The following is an 18,640-nucleotide window of genomic DNA, read 5'->3' as shown; positions in this document are numbered from 1 at the left end:
GGCGCTTTTGGATGCTGACAGGCAGCCGGCTGCGACGACGTGCTTTCATACAACATATCAAGCCTTTATTGGCTTACCTATGCCAGCCCCATAACTTATTATGTAGGGGATTTCGGTCTTTTTGCTCCCCTTCTGGCTAGCCGGAAGGGGGGTGGAGAAAAGGCTCGGGAAACCCTGAAGTGTTGCTTGAAGATGCGCCAGACACCACGCCGACCATACCGATCGATAGTGATGTCGCGACCGTATTACAAAACATCGTGGTCGCCCATCAGGTCCCTGCAAAGCCGACGAAATGGGCACTGAAGTTTCGGCACAATGAGGAATATTTGCCTCTCGGGACACTAACGCTTGCAAGCAAGCCGAATACGCTGGCAAAGAGGCTCGCGTTCATCGCGGCGGCCATTGGAGAACGGGGCGGCACTCTTGTCTACGCCAATGGAGCGGCCGAGGCTGAGGACGTTGCTGAGATCATCAGTCAGTTGTTACCGACAGCTAAAGAGATCGACCAGGAGCTAGCTGATCTTGCAGATCTAGCACGAAAGTGCGTGCATAAAAGCTATAGGCTAGCACCATTAGTGGAAGTCGGCATCGCCTTCCATTATGGTAACATGCCTTCGCTTATCCGTCTGGAAGTTGAGAGGCTGTTCAAGACAGGAAAGCTCAAGTTTCTCGTCTGTACATCTACTCTCATAGAGGGTGTAAACTTGTCTTGCAGGACTATCGTCGTTCGCGGACCCCGCAAGGGTAAGAAGACGCCGATGGAGCCGCAGGATTTTTGGAACCTTGCCGGTCGAGCCGGCAGATGGGGTGATGAATTTCAAGGCAACATCATCTGCATTGATGCGGCCGACAAAAGAGCGTGGCCTTCAGGGGTTCCCCAACGCACACGTTATCCGATCCGGCGAGAGACCGATACTGCTCTCTCGAAACTCGATGAACTCGCCGCATATATAGAGCAACGTCCAGCCGGAGTGGAGCGTGATCCCGGTAAAGTCCGTGCATTCGAGCAGGTGAGTGCTTATCTTACGACAGTATATGTCCGTGATCGATCACTGACAGCGGCACCGTGGGCTAAGCGTCAGCCCCCCGCCAATTTGCAACGTCTCGAGCAAGCACTCGCGAAGGCGACACAGGGCCTCGAACTTTCTGCAGAAATTGGCGTCCGGAACCCAGGCGTGAGTTTGCTGGGGTTACAGAGATTGTTGGCATTCTTTCAGGCTTATGAGGGGCCCGCGGAGGATCTGCTGCCTGCACCCTCGGAAAGTGATGATGCTTATCACCGTTTTTCGAAAATGATGGAAAGGATCAACGACAATGTCCTGACCGTTTTCCGGCCGAGTACGCTGATCCCCTTGCATGCGCTTACGGTGTTGCAGTGGCTGAAGGGCTTTTCGTTGCCGACTATCATTCGCAAGCGGATTGAGTATCTTCAGCGGCGCGACGGTGAGGTCAATATAGCCAGCGTCATCAGGGGCACACTGGAAATGATTGAAGGTACGGCTCGATTTCTGGCACCTCGATATTTTTCTGCCTATGTCGACGTGCTGAACCAGCATTTGAAGGCTATAGACCGAGAAGATCTGATTGATAGCGACCTCGATATCGGCGTCGCCTTGGAATTAGGGGTGAGTACTGTGACCTTGCGCTCTCTTATGGAGCTTGGGATGTCACGTATAGGAGCTGTCGCACTTTACGAGGTTGTTGCACTAGATGACCTCGATCAGGCTGCCTGTATTCAGTGGGTCGTTGATCGGTGCGACCGGCTAGACGCAATTGGTTTGCCGTCGATCGTCGTCCGAGAAATCCGTGAAAACGTGCTGAAAAAGACGACAGTGGAGGAGTGACAGATGGCAAAGTCGGTAGAGTTGTCGAATGGTCGAATTTTCAAAACCAAAAAGGCGGCTACACAGTATTTCAAGGAAATGCTGGCGCGCTATTGTGATGGAGAACATATACAAGATGTTGAGGATCATAGCGATCTCTCCGCACTCTTAGAGCGCTTTGATCTCCTCGTTTCCGATGAACCTTCAAAAATTGGTTCCGGCATAAAGCGATTTGAGAGGCGGTTGAATAAGGGAGACGGCTGGTCAAGCTCAGGATTCTGGGTTGTTCGTGTAGACGATACATCAACTGATTTTAGTTATCCTCAAGCGGTCTCGGGCCGTCCTAAAAGCGATGCGGAGGAGTTTTCCAAAGCCTGCTATAATGCTGTGTCACGCGATTTGCTGGGGATGAAGCAAAGACAGTTTGACCATTTCTCCGACCCTGATGGATTGATTGCATGCGATATTACCGGAAGCCTCGTTGCGTATTCCGAGGCACAACTCAGTCATGCTCATCCACCGTTCGGGATCATCGTGAAAGAATTTAGAAAGCTGAAGGGCTGGGAAGAAGGTGTTCCTCCTGGCACGTTAACCGCTTCAACAGATGCGCAGATATCCACGCATTTCGTCGATGAAGTTCTTGCGCAAGAGTTTCTGAATTTCCATCATTCTCGGGCCGTTCTTAGGATTATAGCTAAGGAACGCCCATCATGTAGCATGTCTGATGCCTCCACCGTAAAACGATCACTTCGTTTCGAGTAAGCGAACACCGACTCTCCCAAATTTGCGATTTAGATCTGATGGTCTGCTTAAGTCTTCGAGCAGACCGGTGGGTAAGGGGGGAGAGCGAACGGTCCGCTATCGAATTTTGATGCGAGCAAAGCGGACCAACGCTAAATATTCAATTAAGATAAAGTTATACCTGATAAATAATAAAATTTACGGACGAACCGTCTTTTCTTCCGGTTTCACGTTCTCCTTGATGACATTGCAGGCGGACTGAGGACGATGAGGATTTTCATATCCTCCAATGCATAGACTAAACGCGTAATCACGATCATCTGGTCTGCTGGCAAAAAAGGGCGTGATCTGCTGCGCGCAATGCCCCCCATCGTGAATATCCATATCGACCGCACTCAAGGCGATCTGTGCAGGAACAAAGCTGGCATATGCAGTCTCATTCGATCCTGTCTGCTTATTTATACCAGAAAGATAATTCACAATAAAAGCGCAAAAAGGGGCATAGAGTTCACGATGGTTGAGTAGTTTATTCTGAAGCCGCATATCCGCACGAATGGTACGTCCATGCGGTACCAGAACGCTGGCGGCACCGTTTGCATCATTGGATAGATAAAGTCCAACGTTCTGAACGAGATAGTCTAGAAGAATCATGGCTTTGCAGTCATCCGTCCTACACCATGTCGCTTTGGCCCGTACAGCAGATTCCCTGAGCGCCTCGAATGTCGATGGAATGGGAACACTTGCTGGTATCTGTGAAGGCGTGCCTGCATAAGCGGCAGAGAGCGTCATTAGGAACGTCAGAAGAAAGAACAGATACCGCATGGGCTTTACTCTCGATAAAACTTGAATTCACGCTCGGGCACACTAAATATCCGCACATATTGCCCTGGTCGTGCCCAACTCGGAACATAATTTTTAATGGGTCTTCCGCTTCTGTCCCGTACACCATCCACAGTTTCAAGTCCTCCCTGAATGTCATACCCGGAAAGTCCGGTATCTCCTTCCTTTGGCATGCTGATTGGCGAATAGAAAAGGGTCGCTCCTTGACTGATATCGCGCGCTTGACCGGATAACAGACTTTCTGCGATCCGTCGGCTTATTGTCGTTGCAGGATGGTTGTGTGCGTAATTGTTGTGCTGCCAGACTGTGGACACCGACCTGAGATGACGGCGCTTCATCCTGTTGATGACGGTCCATCCGACCATGAGTTGTGCCGTCTCGTTCGAGCCACGTGCCTCTGATGCAATAATACGGCCAAGATCTTCAATATTCTGTCTGGTGAGCCTTTCGTCCTGAGAATAGGACAAAGAAGGCAGACGGCCAGAAGCAGATTGTAATGACGGCATGCTGTCTGTCTTTCCCGAATGTTATCGTAGCTTCAAACGTTTCTAATTTGTTCCTGTGCAGGCATCAAGCATCATTACGTATGCGCCTCTGGGTGCGCCATGCTCCCTGATATCTGCTTCTGGCAATGCAGCAATGTGGCAGAATGTCTGCAATGAGGCGATTGCTGCTTGTCTGCTCTGTTTCTGCTGAGCAGACAGGCTGTTTAAGGGAAATCCGGAATGTCGGTTGTCAGGAAGAAATGATTGAATGCGGCCATTCGCAGCCTTCACGCTCATGACGGCTATCGACCAGAGTCGATCGCTCACCCGAAACGCCGGGGATGTCTGGATCCGACAAAACCCGACATTATAAGTGATGGGCTGGCCTGCGAACCGTTGATTAGACGCCAGAGCAGTGGCGGTACGTGGGACATCGCGTGTCAGACCGCCCGGCGTTTCGTTGACCGGCCTTCCGGCATCAAAAACGTAAATCAGATCTACGCCTGGCCGCCGTCGACAAACAGATCGTTGAGCCCCGCGGTCTCGGTCAGACCAAGGCTCACGACGTTCAAGTGGATGCGGCGGTCCTTAAGTATCGCCCACAGCCCGCTTCGATTGGTGAAAATCTTCTCGGTAACGTCGCAGCGATCGTGGCCAACACGGATACCGCGTCATACTTCACCTGATTGCTCAGCGCACCCGGCCTTGGGCGGCTTCACGCGGTGTAAGCTCAAGCGCTCCTTTGCCGTCGACGTTTTGCCAAACGCGTTGCCGTGAGGCAGTTTGCGCTACGTCGGGCGGCGTGACACACCAGAAATGGTGCAGTTTCTGGCGGGCGCGCTCGCCTAGTGCATCGGTGACGATGCAGATTCGATAGCTCCCATCGAGGAACTGCCCACGTTCCTCGAGACGTATCTTGTCAAACTCATTATAGGTGAAGTCCGCCACCACTGCGCTGCCGGACCGGCCCTTCACCTCGATGCAAAGCGTAGCGTCGCCTTGAACGGCGACGAGGTCATATCCCAGATTCGTTGCCGAGACGTCGTCAACGTTGTAGCCAAGCACCTTGAAGTGGTCGGTCACGATCCGCATCGCGGCATCTTCGATCTCTTTGCGCCTCTCCGGATCTGGTTGGAAGCGATGGCCCTTGCTTCCGGACTTCGGCGAGACGGCCTCCGCAAGCGGCAATGCTTTCCCGGTCTCGATGAAATGACGGATGCGACGTGCGATCTCGGGCCCGACCTCCGCCTGCAGCTCGGGAAAGTAGACTGGGCTCTGGCCGGGGATACCCTTGTCGCCCTTCTTGCGCGGTGGGATCCAAAGAACCCGCTCCTCCGGCACGAGCAGCCGGCAATCCTTTTCATCCGCCTCAACCTGGAACGACAGCACGTGCGGCTCATGTGAGTACGGATCGCGATAGGTCCTCGCTCGCTTCAGCGCGCCCGTGGGTTTCTGGTGATCACGATAGACCGTGGCGTTGTCGTACCACCCGACGACGATCCTCCCTCGACGAGGCGACGGGTCCGGCGCGGTCCAGACGACCAAAACATTGTCGATGGAATCGCTCGTGGGCGTGGTCCCGAGCTTTTCGATGTGAAGCGAATTCCCAAGTATTTCGACATGCCCATAGCAGCGACCAGAGGTCGGCCTGAAATTCAGGACCTCCCCGCCCCATCCATTCTCCGCCGCCCACTTGAAGCCGCCCGCATAGAAGCCGTCCAGGCTGCCGTCATAATTATTGAGATGGATGCCATGCAGCATGATCAGCGGACGGTTCATTGGGTCACCTTCATATTAAGATTGAACAAACCGGTATCTTGTCTAGACCTGCTCTTCAACAAGCCGCGACGGGATGGCAGAAATGCACCAAAACTCAGTCTATCGCGCTTAGCTTAGCAATGTCCGCTTTCGCGGCATTACCCATTAACGCTCGAATGTCCGACATGAGGCGACTGCTGCCTGTCTGCTCCTGTATCACTGAGCGGACAGGCAGACCAGCGGGGGTAAGCTGACGGTCCGCTTGCGGTTTATCCAAAGGTGTAACCGGGTATGCCTGACTACCAAAAACATGCCAGGACAGCTGTCATACCGTCGGAGCAACATGACAGAACCACCATCGCGTGGATCAGTCCGAGAAGGTAATGACGATTTTCCCAACATGGCTGCCAGTCATAAGATGGTCAAATGCCTCGCGGGCGTGGGCAAAGGGAAACACACTGTCGATCACAGGCTTCAGGCCGGAAGCGGTCCATGCCCGCACAAGGTCTTCCAGCATCGGCCTGTCACCCACAGCGACAGAACGGACGACTGCACCGCTGCCTTTGAGATGGAAGTAGTCAATTCCCGGATTGTCACTACTCAGAAACCCGACCAGCACAACCTCTCCACCCCAGCGAACAGCATCGAGAGACTGATTGATCGTCGCAGGACCGCCGACTTCAACGACACAGTCCACGCCTGTTCTACCAGTGATGTCATCCTTGATGTATCGGCCCCAGTTCGGAATATCCCTGTAATTGACAATATGATCTGCTCCCAATGCCTTCAGCCGTTCGGCCTTTTCCCCACTGGACGTCGTTGAGATCACGGTCGCTCCCACGGCTTTGGCAAGCTGCACCGCAAACATCGAAACACCGCCTGTTCCAAGGGTCAGGACTGTCTGTCCGGCTCGCATAGGGAGGGCGCCCGACAGAGCGTTCCAAGCCGTCACGGCAGCACAGGGCAGTGTGGCCCCTTCCTTAAATGAGACCTTCTCCGGAAGAGGCACCACCGCTTCCTGTGAGACGACCTTGTATTCAGTCAGCCAGCCATCCGAACCGGTGCCGTAGCTTTCCAGCATCAAACCTGTCGGCGGTCTGCCGCCCAGCCAGCGAGCATGAAAGCTGCTGACAATCCGGTCTCCCGGGCGGAAAACCGTCACGTCTTCGCCGACACTGACGATTTCCCCCGCAGCATCGCTGCATGGGATAAGCCCTGACTCCGCTGGCCAGACATAGCGACCGAGAATGGGTGCAATATCACGATAATTCAGGGAAACAGCACGCACCTTTACAAGAACTTCTCCGCGCTGAGGTGCGGGCATCGGTTCACTGTGCACGGAAAGGTCACTGAGAGAAGAGAGGGCGTCGAAGCGCCACGCGCGCATGGACATGGCAGGTGTTTCCTTCAGTCAGGGGTGAAGCCGAGACCGCTGTTGCGCCTTTCTCTGTGCTACAGTGCTGTCGTCGTGACAAGAACGCACAAAAAAGTTCAATACCCACCAAAAGGTAACCATGCCCGATTCAGATATGAAAACCATCTACAATGCACGTCCCCGTTCCAGCTCGGCCGCCGATATGCAGTGCGCTATTCGCATTCTCGAAGGACGGTGGAAGATGATGATTCTGGCCTGGCTTTTTGAGGGGCCGGTCATGCGTTTTTCAGACCTGCAAAGAGCCATACCGGATATTTCACAGAAAATGCTGATCCAGCAGCTTCGTGCACTGGAGCAGGAAAAGGTCATTTTCCGCACGGTCCACGCACAAGTTCCGCCTAAAGTCGAATATGGCCTGACGGACATTGGCAAAGCGCTCGGTCCGGTTTTCATAGCCCTACTGGACTGGGCTGATCTGAGACGTGCAGCTAAAGCGTCCGATTCATAGCCGTTCAACGATCGCAAGGCAGGTCCGGTTTCGGAAACATGCTCGTGGCCATGTAGCGTCGGGGATGAGAGCGCAAGCGGACACAGCTTCGTATAAATAAATCCTCCATTCTACGAGGAGAGGAGCTCATTGATTGCAGTAAGGGATCAGGTGAACGCAGAAAAAAGTGCGTCGAAACAGTCTATTAAGCCCGCTTTATTCTCACCTTGCGATTGTCGCAACTTGAGAAGCAATCCTGCCCCCGCAACCAAACGACATATAGAAAACCCCACGAAGCCAAAAGGTTCGTGGGGTTTTTGTTTGGCCGCATGGTGGGGCGTCGATAAAACACAAATAAATCAATGGACTGATTTCAGAGGTTCAAATCGGAGATGCCTAACACGCAACTAATTGCGATACTAGGCGCCATGATCCAGTGAAGAATGATCGTCAGACGCGTATAGCGCTCAACAGACCATGGCGCTGATTGCTGTTTACTGCTGCAACTCGAACGCGCCGGCGATCGTCAGCGTCACGTCGTCACCCACGAGCGGCACGTACTGTTTGACGCCAAACTGACTGCGGACAATCGTACCTGTTGCTTCAAAACCTACGGTAAACATCTTGTCGAGCGGGTTGGTTCCGCTGCCGATCAGGCGGGCTTTGAGCGTGACCGGCTTTGTCACGCCGTGCAGGGTCAGGTTGCCGGTGATATTCGCGGTGTTCGCACCGGTCCGGACGACCCGGGTCGATCTGAACGTCGCGTTGGGAAACTTGTCTGCGTCAAACCACTGCGCACTTTTCAGTTCGCCATCCAGCTTCGGCACCGTGGTGTCAACCGACTGCACCGGAATGGTGACATCAAGACTGGTTGCAGCAAGATGGGCGGGATCAATCGTGAGCGAACCGGATGCTCCCGTGAAAAAACCGGAGAAATTGCTGAAGCCCATATGCAAAAGGGTGAAGCCGACCTGCGTGTGATAGGGCTCGACCTTGTAGGTGCCAGCCTTCACCGCTGATGGGTCGGGGCTGGCAACCTGCTGGGCGGAAGCCTGTGAAACCGCACCGAATATGACGGCCGCCACAAGGGCGGACGTGGCGAAATGACGTTTGATCATGGGGCGTATTCCTCTGAGATAAAACAGTATTCAGACCGGAAGACCGGCAATTTCGCCCTGGGCCTGCACAATGGCGGCGTCTTTTGCATCCTGCCCCAGCGCCAGTCCTTCAGCGCGTATCCAGGTAACATCCGTCAGGCCGATGAATGCGAGGACGGTGCCGAGATACTTCTCCTGATAATCCAGCGCAGCGGCCGGGCTGTCCCCGGTATAGACCCCGCCGCGCGTCGAGATGATGAACGCCTTCTTGCCCTTTGGAAGCAGACCTTCGGGGCCGGCCGCGCCATACTGGAACGTCCTGCCCGCGACAACCACGCGATCGATCCAGGATTTGAGCTGGGCGGGAACAGATAAATTGTACATCGGTACGCCAATGACGATGATGTCAGCCGCCAGAAGGTCATCGATATACCCGTTGCCGGTCTCCAGATCATCGGCAAGTGCGGCGTCCGTTACCGGCGCCCCCTGGAATGCCGCCATGTGCTCACCGGTCAGATAGGGGATGGGATTTGCAGCAAGATCCCGATAGGTGACGGTGGCGTCCGGGTGCGCGGCCTTCTGCTGCGCGACGGTTTCTGCCGAAAGCTGGCGGCTGACCGAATGGTTGCCGAGAATGCTGGAATCAATATGCAGGATCTTCATCGTGGTCGTCTCCGCAGAGGAATTGGACAGGGCTTTTCTGTTACGCCCTGAAAATAGGTTTCTGATTGCCCTGAACATGATCCAGCATGTCCCATGGATTTATCCATCTATAAAGTCGCTATATTCCGATATATAATACCGCAAGGAGCGATGGATTGGGGGCCTATGCTGGACGGCGTATCACTGGATCAACTGCGTACCTTCATTGCCGCCAGCGATGAAGGCAGCTTCTCGGCGGCGGCCCGGTGGCTGCACCGGTCGCAATCAGCGGTCAGTGAAATGATCGCAACACTTGAAGCGCAGATGGGGATCGTGCTCTTCGACCGGTCCGGTCGTTACCCGCAACTGACGCCCGCTGGCCGGGTGCTGCTGGCCGATGCGCGCGGCGTGGTCGCGAATGTGGACTTCATGAAGGCGCGGGCGAAGGGCATGGCGTCGGGACTGGAGCCCGAACTGTCGGTTGTGGTGGACGTGTTCTTCCCGATGGACCGCATCACAGCCGTGGCTGCGAAATTCCGCGAGACATTTCCGCACACGCCCCTGCGGCTGTATGTCGAGGCCCTTGGCGGCGTGTTTCAGCCGCTTCTCGACGGGCGGGCCAGCATTGGTATTGCCGGTCCTCTGCCCGATGTTCCCGCTTCCATGTCCAGCGAGGCGCTGGGGGATATCCGTTTCCTGATCGTGGCCGCCCATGACCATCCTCTGGCACGGATTGACGGTATCATTCCCAAGGAAGAACTGGCCCGCCACGTCCAGCTTGTGCTGACCGACCGCACAAATCTGTCTGCTGGCAAGGAACGTGGCATCATGTCCCCACTGACATGGCGGCTCGCGGATCTCTACGCCAAGCATCATTTTCTTCTTGGTGGCCTAGGCTGGGGCGGGATGCCGTCGCACATAGTGCAGGCCGATATCGAAAGCGGCCGGCTGGTCGAACTCCGCATCGACAACATCTCCCAAGGGGGAGTGGATATGCCCATGACGGTCGTTTATCCCACGGCCGAGCCGCCGGGGCGCGCGGGTCGGTGGCTGATTGACAGGCTGAAGCTTTGCCCGGGCAAAACTGCCGATCAGTGATCCCGACTTTGAAAAGGCCGGTCCCGACCCGCCTCACCATGCGATCGAAACCGGCACCGTCGTTCCTGCGGTCTAACTTATTCGTCCGTTACCTTTGCTAACCGGAGAGACATCATGCATCAGTCTGCCGTGGTCGTGATCGAAAGGTCGTGCCACTTACGGTCATTCTCCGTCACGGCTTCGTCAGACCGTTTCACATATTCAACCGCATCGACACCAACAAGCAGTTCCATCGGCGCGTCCTCCCGGTTCGCCAGACCGACAATCAGGCTGGCGATCTTGGCGGGGTCCGAACTCTGATGGCCTGAACCCTCACGTATCCTCTTTGCAAAGGCCCCGACTGTCTGTTCATAGGGTGCACTGATCGGCGGGATTTTCATGGACGAGCCAGCCCAGTCAGTTCTGATCCCGCCCGGTTCGATCGTTGTGACCCTGACGCCGAGCGGTGCCATTTCCTGCGCCAGAACCAGAGAGAAGCCACGCACCGCGAATTTGGCAGCCTGATAGGCACCCAGACCGGGAACCGTGATACGCGCGCCGACAGAAGCTATCTGGAAGATATGGCCGTGCCCCTGTTCGCGCAGGATGGGAAGCACAGCCTTGCTGACATAGACGACGCCAAAGAAGTTCGTCTGGACCTGCTGGGTAAAGTCCTCGATCGCCATGTCTTCGACCGAGGCCGTATTGGCATAGCCTGCATTATTGACCACGACATCAATACGGCCGAAATGCTCTTTTGCCTGCAGGACAGCAGTTTGGGCTGCTTTGGCGTCGGTGACGTCAAGGGGCAGGGGCAATATGCGCGCGCCATATTGAGCAACCAGCGCATCGAGATCAGCGGGCTTGCGCGCCGTTGCAACGACGCTATCACCGGCCGACAGGGCGGCCTCGACAATGTCGCGGCCAAGACCACGTGAACTGCCGGTTACAAACCAGATTTTAGGCATATGCCTGTCCTTTCAATTGATTACTCGTTCATCCGGATGTTCGTTCGACTGACCATCAAGCGCAGCGCCACCCTCTTCCTGACGCCCGGACAAAGGGTAGGCATCACTGAAGCAAAACTGTTGCTTGATGAAGTTGATACTGGTGCCGTCCTGCAGGCGGAAAGAAAGCAGCCTGAAGAATGACAAAGGAAACGCAGCCTGCTGATCCACCAAGAATGTAAAGCGGATCGGCAGGCAGGAAATGGTCAGTTCATTCATAGGGGAGGGCCCGATCTGGCAGGCATTGATGCCTCTTCAGATCAGGCTGTCATGCAGGCGGCGGTTACGATGCGAACCGCTCTCCCACCATTTCCTCGCTTTTTGCCCACAATGCCTCGGCATGGGCCAGATCGACGGCATAGGCACGGACACCCTCATCAAGCAGCCCTTTGGGCGCGTCATTGGGAATGACCGGTGCGACGTGGCAGTCCTCGCAATAATGTCCGCCGACTGCATCGGCGGCAGCAACGACGCCAGCCCATACCGAGGTCGCAGCACCCTGCGGCACTGTCTTGAACTCGAATGGCGGTTTACCTGCGGCGGCCGCCTGCGCGTTGATCTGCGCCTCCATTGCTTCCAGTGCGCCCTCCGGCAGATAACGCACGAGTTCCGTCATGATCGCGCCGGGGTGCACGGCAGTGGCCCGTATGCCCTGCGCCTTGTGCCGGGCATCGAAAGCAACCGCGAACAGGATATTGGCAGTCTTTGACCGGCCATAAGCAATCCAGGGGTCATACGGTGTGTGTTCGAAGTTCGGATCGGCAAGATCGACATCCGAAAAACGATGCCCGGCGGAGGAAAGATTGACCAGACGGGACCCTGTCCGCAGCAGGCCGGCAATGCGGTTGACCAGCACGAAATGCCCCAGATGATTGGTGCCGAACTGGGTTTCGAATCCATCCTTCGTATGCCCGAAAGGGGTCGCCATTACGCCCGCATTGGCAATGACCAGATCGAACGGTTTGCCTGCCGCATTCAGGCGGTCCGTGGCGGCACGAACGCTGGCGAGATCCGCGAGGTCAAGTTCAAGCAGTTCAAGCGATCCGCCGCCTTTTTCCGCATCCGTTCGCACCTGTGCGGTGGCGTGTTCTGCCTTCGCAAGGTTGCGTACGGCCCCCACAACCGTGGCCCCGTGGGCTGCCAGCGCACGTGCTGTCTCAACGCCCAGTCCTGCTGAAACGCCGGTGACGAGGACGCGCTTTCCGGCAAGGGAAACGTCGCGCAGGACATCCTCGGTCGTGGATGTTGCGCCAAACTGCTGTGTCATAGTCTGTGCCATGATAGGCCTCCAGCATGAAGGGAACGCCATTCCTTGCTGAATGGGCACCCGGGGAGTTATGTGGAAGCATGCTCCGCTTATTTATATACGGAGCATTCATCCGTTTAACAAGAGGGAAAGACGTGAAAGAGGACCAGACGCGCCGGCGCAGGCCACGCAGCGATGGACGCAAAAATCGCGAACGCCTGCTGGAAACGGCCAGGACTGCCTTTGGATCAGGCGAAATCGACATTCCCCTGGATGAAATTGCGCGGCGTACCGGCGTGGGGATTGGCACGCTGTATCGCCATTTCGCCAATCGCGACGCCCTGATTGAGGCGGTCTATCGTGATGAACTGAACAGGCTCGCAGCGGCAGCCACCCGTCTCGCGGAGACTCATGCGCCCGTTGAAGCGCTGCGCGCGTGGCTGAACCTGTTTGTGGATTACATCGCGACCAAGCAGGTGATCGCCCCAGCACTAAATAGCCTTATTGGCGGAACGGACGCGATCTATGCGGATTCCCGCACCGTTCTCACCGCCGCGGTTGGCGGGCTTGTCACCCGTGCGATAGAAAGCGGTGACATCAGGCCTGACATCGAACCGGTAGACCTGTTGTGCGCCCTCGGCGGCGTTTCGAACTACGCGACAGGTCCCGGCTGGGAGCCGCGTGCAAAACGTCTTGTTGATGTTCTGATTGCAGGGTCGCGGCCCGAAGGGTGAGCGTTTCGGCGGAGGGCAGGGTGGCAGCCTGTGACAGCCGCCATCCCGGTAACGTGGCGCAGGGCGTGGTCAGGCCTGCACCACCGTCAGCGAACAGTGGCGTGCGAAAACGTCAGCCGTCCGTCGCTCGGGTCAAGTCCTCCCAATCCGCAATTTCTCTTTCCAGGCGGGAGAGACGTTCACGCACCAGACGCAGGGCGTCACTGCCCAGAAGGAGTTGCGGCGGGGGCGCGTCCGACGCAACAAGCTGAAGCACTGCGGCGGCGAGTTTCGCCGGGTCGCCCAACTGCCTGCCGTCCTTTTCGTGTCGAGCAGCCCGGATGGGATCGAACAGAGCATCATAGTCCGCAATCGAGCGCTCGGTCCTGACCATCGAACGTCCGGCCCAGTCTGTGCGGAATGATCCGGGGCACAGCGCCGTGACATGAACGCCGAAGGGCGCCATTTCGGCGCGCATGACTTCCGAAATCCCCTGTAGGGCGAATTTGCTGCCGCAGTAATACGCTATGCCGGGCATCGTGATCAGACCACCCATTGATGTCACGTTCACGATGAACCCTCTGCGCCGTTCGCGAAAACGTGGCAGGAAGGCTTTGGCGACCGCAACCGCACCAAAGACATTGACGTCGAACTGATGGCGCATTTCCTCGAGAGGGGATTCCTCCAGAATGCCTTCATGTCCGTAGCCGGCATTGTTGATGAGCACATCGACCGGGCCGTGGTCTTCTTCTGCCTGTGCGACGATGGCGGGAATGCGGTCGAATGCGGTGACGTCACAAAGGACCACGCGGGCATCCGGTAGTCGTTCCAGTAACGAGGCCCTTGCGGTTTCTGACCGGACTGCCCCGATTACCCTGTGGCCCGCATCAAGGGCGGCTCGGGCAATGGCAAACCCCAACCCCGAGTTGGCGCCCGTGATGAAAAAAGTCTGCTCTGGCATGGCTCTGCTCTGCTTGATTGTATTCAAGCCTTGACCAATAATATCATATCGATACGTTCTCTATCGCATTTCCTCTGATTATCTTGCTCGATCCTATGAATCCTCAACCCGCATCGTCTCCGCTCCTCGCGCTGGCAGGCAGGCTCGCACCGCGACATGGCTACAACGCCACGCCCTTGCCTTGTATCCGCATCCTGCGTTCCGAGACCATTCTTGAAGATGTGCCGGTCCTTTATCGCCCCGGTGCGGTCTTCGTATTGCAAGGGTCCAAGCAGGGCTTCCTTAATGGTGAGGTCTACCGCTATGACGCCGACCATTACCTTGCAGTTTCGGTCCCCGTGCCTTTTCGGATGGCTTCGCAAGCTAGTCCCGAGCATCCTCTGCTCGCCATCTACTTCGATTTTGATCTGCATCTTGCCGCTGAAATCGTGACCGTACTGGAAGGGCAGGTCGATCATGACGAGAGGGAGAAGGCAAGAAGTCTGGTTTCAAGCCGGATGGTGCCCTCCATTGCTGACGTGCTGCAGCGTCTACTTCATGCTCTCCATCATCCGCAGGAACTCGCCATTCTTGGCCCGGGATTGCTGCGTGAGTTACATTATCGCGTCCTGATCGGTCCTCAGGGGGGCTCGCTGATGGTGGCGCTGCGTCGCAACGGCACGACAGGCAGGATCGTGCAGAGCCTGTCGCTGATCCGCGAACGCTACAATGAAGGATTGTCGGTACCGGAGCTTGCTGCAACGGTCGGTATGAGCGTTCCTTCCTATCACGCCGGCTTCAAGTCCCTTACCGGGAATACCCCGATCCAGTACATCAAGGCCCTGCGGCTGCACGAAGCCAGGCTGATGATCGCGCGGCGGAAGGGATCGATTGCTGCGATTGCCGCCGAAGTCGGCTATGCCAGTCCTGCCCAGTTCAGCCGGGACTTCAGGCGCCATTTCCGCCGCAGCCCCAGCGAGGAAACTCAATGGATGCGGGAACATCTTGGGGAACCGGTATAGGCCCGAAGCGAAAATCCCGCGCCCGAGGTCGTCCGTTTGTTTGACGACATCTGGCAGGCGGACGGTGGCCGCCCGCACTTTTAAATCTGCCAGGTCGAAGGCAGGGCGGCAAGAAAGTCCATAACGATTTGCGTGCGCGCAGGCGTATGGCGTTTCTCCAGACGTACGGCAGAAAGAGGCGCCTCGGCGATCCGCCAGTCCTTTAATATCTCGACGACATGGCCGCTGCGAAGATCATCAAGACCCAGCCACGCAGGTGCCCATCCGATGCCGAACCCGGCCCGAACGATGCTCCAGGCGGCCTCACCATCGTCGAAGACATGCTTGGGCCGGGGAACATGACGTATGGCCTTTCCGTTCACCGGTGACACGAAGCGCCAGTTGTCGATCTGGCCTGTCCCCTTGTTCCTGAAGCCGATCTGCCTGTGTCCTGCCAGGTCCGCCGGTGTTTCTGGCACGCCATGAAGCCGAAGATATTCGGGGGTGGCACATGCTATCCAGGGGAACGAGTATAGTTTGCGAGAGATATGGCCGGGCAGACCGACGAGACTACCGGAGCGGATAGCAAGATCGATGCCACGTGTGGCGAGGTCCGCCATTTCGTCCCCGAGTTGGATCTCGATATTGATTTCCGGATGCGCATGCAGGAACGCAGGGAGTTCGGGCATGATACAGGCGCGCGCAAAGGCTGTTGGAGCGGTGATCCGGACACGCCCGATGGCACTCTGGTTTCCCAATTCAGCGAGTGACGTTTCAATCTGCTCCAGACTGTCCAGCAGATGACGACCCTGGCCAAACAGGCGGTCACCCTCATCCGTCAGCGAGAGGGCATGCGTCGTGCGGTGTAGCAGACGAACACCATGCTTTTGTTCAAACCGGGTCAGGGCCTTTGATATGGCTGAAGTTGTAACGCCCGCGCGGCGAGCAGCCTCTGCGAATGAGCCCGCTTCAACGATGCGCACGAACCACAAAAGCTGAAGAAGGCCCGGAGACAGCGACAGTGTGGACATGCAGTCAACACTGACATGAACGCTACTTAGCTTCAAGAACATCCTCATCCGCCACATATTAAGTTTTACTTAAAATGGAGAGAGAGATGAAATACCTGGTCTTATTGACGCCGGCTGCCGGCAAGAAAGTGGAAGACATCGCACCGCACATGGTTGCGGAGATCAAGGCGGTCTGGGAGTCTTATAATAATGGCGTGCTCCGCGAGTTCTATTTCTCGCCAGGCCCGCCTGTCGTCACGCTGATCTACGAAGTGGCTGATGAAGCAGCTCTCCACACCGAACTTGATCGCTTGCCGATGATTCAGGAACATCTGCTTGATCGTCAGGTGGTAGCGCTAGGGCCATTCGTACAGTTTCAGGCATTGTTCGATAAAAGCCTGTTGGGGGCAGCTTAAGGCGGTCAGGGCGGTACATTCGGATGAATCTGATATTGAATGGTGCGGGCAATGCTGTGCAGTTGGTCAATCTGCCTACAGAGAGCAGTATTGAGGTGGTCCCGTCCGTTCGGACAGTTTTGCGGGCTTGATAAGCTATACCCGGTTGTTGTTATGCCGCCCTTCTGACGGCGTTGCTGTTGGCCATCTGGTCCGGGGTTAACCCCGGACCAGATGGCGTCGGCACGTCATGATACGCCTCATCGGGCGTTCGTCCAGCCAGCGCCGTATGCGGACGCCTTTCGTTATAATGGGCGATCCATCTGCCAAGCCCGGCCCTCAGCTCTGATCCGGTCTCGAACGCGTACAGGTAGACGCATTCGTATTTCAGCGACCGCCACAGACGCTCGATGAACACGTTGTCCAGCCAGCGACCGCGCCCATCCATGCTGATGCGGATCTGACGCTCTTCCAGTATCCCGCTGAAACGGGGTGTCGTAAATTGCGACCCCTGGTCAGTATTGAAAATGTCCGGGGCGCCATAGCGCATGAGGGCATCCTGTAGCGCCTCGATACAGAACTCCACGTCCATCGTGTTCGACAGACGCCAGGACAGGACCTTGCGCGTGAACCAGTCCATGATCGCCACGAGATAGAGAAATCCCCGTTTCATGGGAATATATGTGATATCGGAACACCAGACCTGGTCAGGCCGATTGATGACCAGATCCCGTAGCAGATATGGATATTTCCGATGCTCCGGATGGGGCACGGTCGTGCGCGGCTTCTGGTAGATCGCCCGCAGGCCCATGATCGCCATGAGCCGCCGGACCCGCTTGCGGCCCACTTCATGTCCCTGGCGGCGCAGATGCCATGTCATCTGCCGTGAGCCATAATACGGCGTTTCCAGGAACTGGGCGTCGATCAGCCGCATCAGCTCCAGATTGGCTTCGCTCTGTGGCACAGGCCGATAGTAGACGCCCGACCGGTTGAGTTGCAGCAGCGTGCATTGCCGGATTATCGGCAGGCATGCTCTCTTCGGGTCAATCATCTGCCGCCTCTGATCACGCCCAACCGAGCAGAGGCATCGCGTAAAAAATCCCGTTCCACGAGAAGTTCGCCTATCTTCGCGTGCAGTTTCTCCACGTCAGCTGGGCTGACCGGGGGCTCAGCCACCGTCTTCCCGGAAAAGGTCGCCGCCATCCCCTCGATCGCCTGCCGTTTCCACTGGGCGATCATCGTCTGATGTACCCCATGTTTCGAAGCCAGTTCCGCCAGCGTCAGTTCCCCACGGATCGCCTCCAGCGCAACCCGTGACTTGAACTCTGCCGCATACCTCTTCCGCGTAACCTTGCCCATAAAACCCGTCCTCGTTCAGGCCAGATGATAGCTTATCGCCCTGTCCGAAAAATGGGGACCACCTCTGTATTGCCAGCGCATTCAAGGACGCCGACCTTGTCGACTCCTTTAGCATAATACCTCATAATGATGTGCCCTACGACATAGACCTTATAGCGCATATCATTTTTGATCGTCCTGCCTGGTGGGTTCGTGGTCTTCTGGCAATACGCGACAATATAGTCGCTCGCTTCGGTTTAAAAACAACGGATGAACTCCGATGTAAGGCGCGGGCGGAGGGAAATAAATCCATCGATTTTTTCCCGGTTCTTGCACGTAATGCCAATGAGCTTGTACTTGGTGAAAATGACCGGCACCTTGATTTCAAGATTTCGATCCTGCTCCGAATGCCAGTTAACAGAAGCGATTTTGAGGTGCTCGTCACTACCGTCGTTCATTGCCACAATAATCTGGGTCGTCTTTATCTGGCCTTGATTAAGCCGTTTCATGTCCTTGTCGTTCGATCAAGCCTGAAACGTGTTGGAAGGAAGACCTGATCCGTAAAACAGATCACGCGGTTCGAACCATGCTGTCCTCAGGCTACGCCGCGCGTGGATGGGCAGCGGCATCCGGTTCCTCCAAAAAACATGCAATATCCTTTAATG

General features: G+C 56.2%; 21 protein-coding genes. 8 read left to right on the top strand and 13 right to left on the bottom strand.

What is annotated here, in order from left to right; genetic code table 11:
* Positions 1 to 179: 179 nt before the first annotated feature.
* Complete coding sequence (locus tag HNH97_RS11445; protein ID WP_216657632.1) at positions 180 to 1,844, top strand: helicase-related protein; 1,665 nt, start codon at positions 180 to 182, stop codon at positions 1,842 to 1,844.
* 3 nt (positions 1,845 to 1,847) lie between these two features.
* Positions 1,848 to 2,585, top strand: a complete 738-nt coding sequence (locus tag HNH97_RS11440; RefSeq protein ID WP_171790972.1) for a DUF3223 domain-containing protein — start codon at positions 1,848 to 1,850, stop codon at positions 2,583 to 2,585.
* Positions 2,586 to 2,762: 177 nt separating this feature from the next.
* Here the strand turns inward: HNH97_RS11440 and HNH97_RS11435 are convergent, their stop codons facing one another.
* The 5 genes from HNH97_RS11435 to HNH97_RS11415 form a co-directional block, all read right to left on the bottom strand.
* Positions 2,763 to 3,215 carry a hypothetical protein gene (locus tag HNH97_RS11435; protein ID WP_171790971.1) on the bottom strand — a complete coding sequence of 151 codons (453 nt, stop codon included), beginning with the start codon at positions 3,213 to 3,215 and terminating at the stop codon, positions 2,763 to 2,765.
* 176 nt (positions 3,216 to 3,391) lie between these two features.
* Positions 3,392 to 3,910: a cell wall hydrolase gene (locus HNH97_RS11430; RefSeq protein WP_171790970.1), complete on the bottom strand. Its 519-nt coding sequence runs from the start codon at positions 3,908 to 3,910 to the stop codon at positions 3,392 to 3,394.
* 42 nt (positions 3,911 to 3,952) lie between these two features.
* Positions 3,953 to 4,186 carry a hypothetical protein gene (locus tag HNH97_RS11425; RefSeq protein WP_171790969.1) on the bottom strand — a complete coding sequence of 78 codons (234 nt, stop codon included), beginning with the start codon at positions 4,184 to 4,186 and terminating at the stop codon, positions 3,953 to 3,955.
* 393 nt (positions 4,187 to 4,579) lie between these two features.
* On the bottom strand, positions 4,580 to 5,668 hold the full coding sequence (locus HNH97_RS11420; protein WP_171790968.1) for a protein NO VEIN domain-containing protein: 1,089 nt from the start codon (positions 5,666 to 5,668) through the stop codon (positions 4,580 to 4,582).
* Positions 5,669 to 6,014: 346 nt separating this feature from the next.
* Positions 6,015 to 7,040 (bottom strand): zinc-dependent alcohol dehydrogenase family protein, encoded by a 1,026-nt coding sequence (locus tag HNH97_RS11415; protein ID WP_171790967.1) that lies wholly within the window; start codon positions 7,038 to 7,040, stop codon positions 6,015 to 6,017.
* 121 nt (positions 7,041 to 7,161) lie between these two features.
* Here HNH97_RS11415 and HNH97_RS11410 point away from each other — a divergent pair, with 121 nt between their 5' ends.
* The gene (locus HNH97_RS11410) at positions 7,162 to 7,530 is read left to right on the top strand and encodes a winged helix-turn-helix transcriptional regulator (RefSeq protein ID WP_124306749.1); all 369 of its coding nucleotides are present in this window, start codon (positions 7,162 to 7,164) and stop codon (positions 7,528 to 7,530) included.
* Positions 7,531 to 8,003: 473 nt separating this feature from the next.
* Here HNH97_RS11410 and HNH97_RS11405 read toward each other — a convergent pair whose 3' ends face one another.
* Both HNH97_RS11405 and HNH97_RS11400 read right to left on the bottom strand, forming a co-directional pair.
* The gene (locus tag HNH97_RS11405) at positions 8,004 to 8,627 is read right to left on the bottom strand and encodes a YceI family protein (protein ID WP_171790966.1); all 624 of its coding nucleotides are present in this window, start codon (positions 8,625 to 8,627) and stop codon (positions 8,004 to 8,006) included.
* Between the two features lie 30 nt (positions 8,628 to 8,657).
* A complete protein-coding gene (locus HNH97_RS11400) occupies positions 8,658 to 9,269 on the bottom strand; it encodes an FMN-dependent NADH-azoreductase (RefSeq protein WP_171790965.1) in 612 nt (203 codons plus the stop codon).
* Between the two features lie 165 nt (positions 9,270 to 9,434).
* Here HNH97_RS11400 and HNH97_RS11395 point away from each other — a divergent pair, with 165 nt between their 5' ends.
* Complete coding sequence (locus HNH97_RS11395; RefSeq protein ID WP_171790964.1) at positions 9,435 to 10,346, top strand: LysR family transcriptional regulator; 912 nt, start codon at positions 9,435 to 9,437, stop codon at positions 10,344 to 10,346.
* Between the two features lie 119 nt (positions 10,347 to 10,465).
* Here the strand turns inward: HNH97_RS11395 and HNH97_RS11390 are convergent, their stop codons facing one another.
* The 3 genes from HNH97_RS11390 to HNH97_RS11380 form a co-directional block, all read right to left on the bottom strand.
* Positions 10,466 to 11,293, bottom strand: coding sequence for an SDR family NAD(P)-dependent oxidoreductase (locus HNH97_RS11390; protein ID WP_171790963.1), 828 nt, complete (start codon positions 11,291 to 11,293; stop codon positions 10,466 to 10,468).
* A gap of 12 nt (positions 11,294 to 11,305) precedes the next feature.
* The gene (locus HNH97_RS11385) at positions 11,306 to 11,551 is read right to left on the bottom strand and encodes a hypothetical protein (protein ID WP_171790962.1); all 246 of its coding nucleotides are present in this window, start codon (positions 11,549 to 11,551) and stop codon (positions 11,306 to 11,308) included.
* Between the two features lie 64 nt (positions 11,552 to 11,615).
* A complete protein-coding gene (locus HNH97_RS11380) occupies positions 11,616 to 12,599 on the bottom strand; it encodes an SDR family NAD(P)-dependent oxidoreductase (RefSeq protein WP_171790978.1) in 984 nt (327 codons plus the stop codon).
* A gap of 134 nt (positions 12,600 to 12,733) precedes the next feature.
* Here HNH97_RS11380 and HNH97_RS11375 point away from each other — a divergent pair, with 134 nt between their 5' ends.
* Entirely contained in the window at positions 12,734 to 13,312 is a 579-nt protein-coding gene (locus tag HNH97_RS11375; RefSeq protein WP_265176010.1) for a TetR/AcrR family transcriptional regulator, read from the top strand.
* A gap of 112 nt (positions 13,313 to 13,424) precedes the next feature.
* Here HNH97_RS11375 and HNH97_RS11370 read toward each other — a convergent pair whose 3' ends face one another.
* Positions 13,425 to 14,252: an oxidoreductase gene (locus HNH97_RS11370; RefSeq protein WP_171790977.1), complete on the bottom strand. Its 828-nt coding sequence runs from the start codon at positions 14,250 to 14,252 to the stop codon at positions 13,425 to 13,427.
* Between the two features lie 95 nt (positions 14,253 to 14,347).
* On the opposite strand from HNH97_RS11370, the gene HNH97_RS11365 reads away from it, so the two are divergent.
* A complete protein-coding gene (locus HNH97_RS11365) occupies positions 14,348 to 15,253 on the top strand; it encodes an AraC family transcriptional regulator (protein WP_171790960.1) in 906 nt (301 codons plus the stop codon).
* A gap of 80 nt (positions 15,254 to 15,333) precedes the next feature.
* Here the strand turns inward: HNH97_RS11365 and HNH97_RS11360 are convergent, their stop codons facing one another.
* Positions 15,334 to 16,263 (bottom strand): LysR family transcriptional regulator, encoded by a 930-nt coding sequence (locus HNH97_RS11360; RefSeq protein ID WP_171790959.1) that lies wholly within the window; start codon positions 16,261 to 16,263, stop codon positions 15,334 to 15,336.
* 86 nt (positions 16,264 to 16,349) lie between these two features.
* Between HNH97_RS11360 and HNH97_RS11355 the strand changes: the two genes are divergently transcribed.
* Positions 16,350 to 16,658, top strand: a complete 309-nt coding sequence (locus HNH97_RS11355) for a muconolactone Delta-isomerase family protein (protein WP_171790958.1) — start codon at positions 16,350 to 16,352, stop codon at positions 16,656 to 16,658.
* A gap of 151 nt (positions 16,659 to 16,809) precedes the next feature.
* Here the strand turns inward: HNH97_RS11355 and HNH97_RS11350 are convergent.
* Positions 16,810 to 17,996, bottom strand: a protein-coding gene (locus HNH97_RS11350; protein WP_118963845.1) for an IS3 family transposase whose coding sequence is annotated in 2 segments (ribosomal slippage) — positions 16,810 to 17,738 and positions 17,738 to 17,996 — 1,188 coding nt in all. Because the reading frame shifts where the segments join, the coding sequence is not laid out codon by codon here.
* A 131-nt stretch (positions 17,997 to 18,127) separates the two neighbouring features.
* Between HNH97_RS11350 and HNH97_RS18390 the strand changes: the two genes are divergently transcribed.
* A complete protein-coding gene (locus HNH97_RS18390; protein ID WP_407716818.1) occupies positions 18,128 to 18,532 on the top strand; it encodes a DUF2867 domain-containing protein in 405 nt (134 codons plus the stop codon).
* Positions 18,533 to 18,640: the final 108 nt, after the last annotated feature.

The sequence above is a fragment of the Gluconacetobacter entanii genome (genome assembly GCF_013155425.1).
Classification (GTDB): Bacteria; Pseudomonadota; Alphaproteobacteria; order Acetobacterales; family Acetobacteraceae; genus Novacetimonas; species Novacetimonas entanii.
Note: the sequence above shows the minus strand (reverse complement) of the source record. Positions and strands in the feature narration are given on the sequence as shown.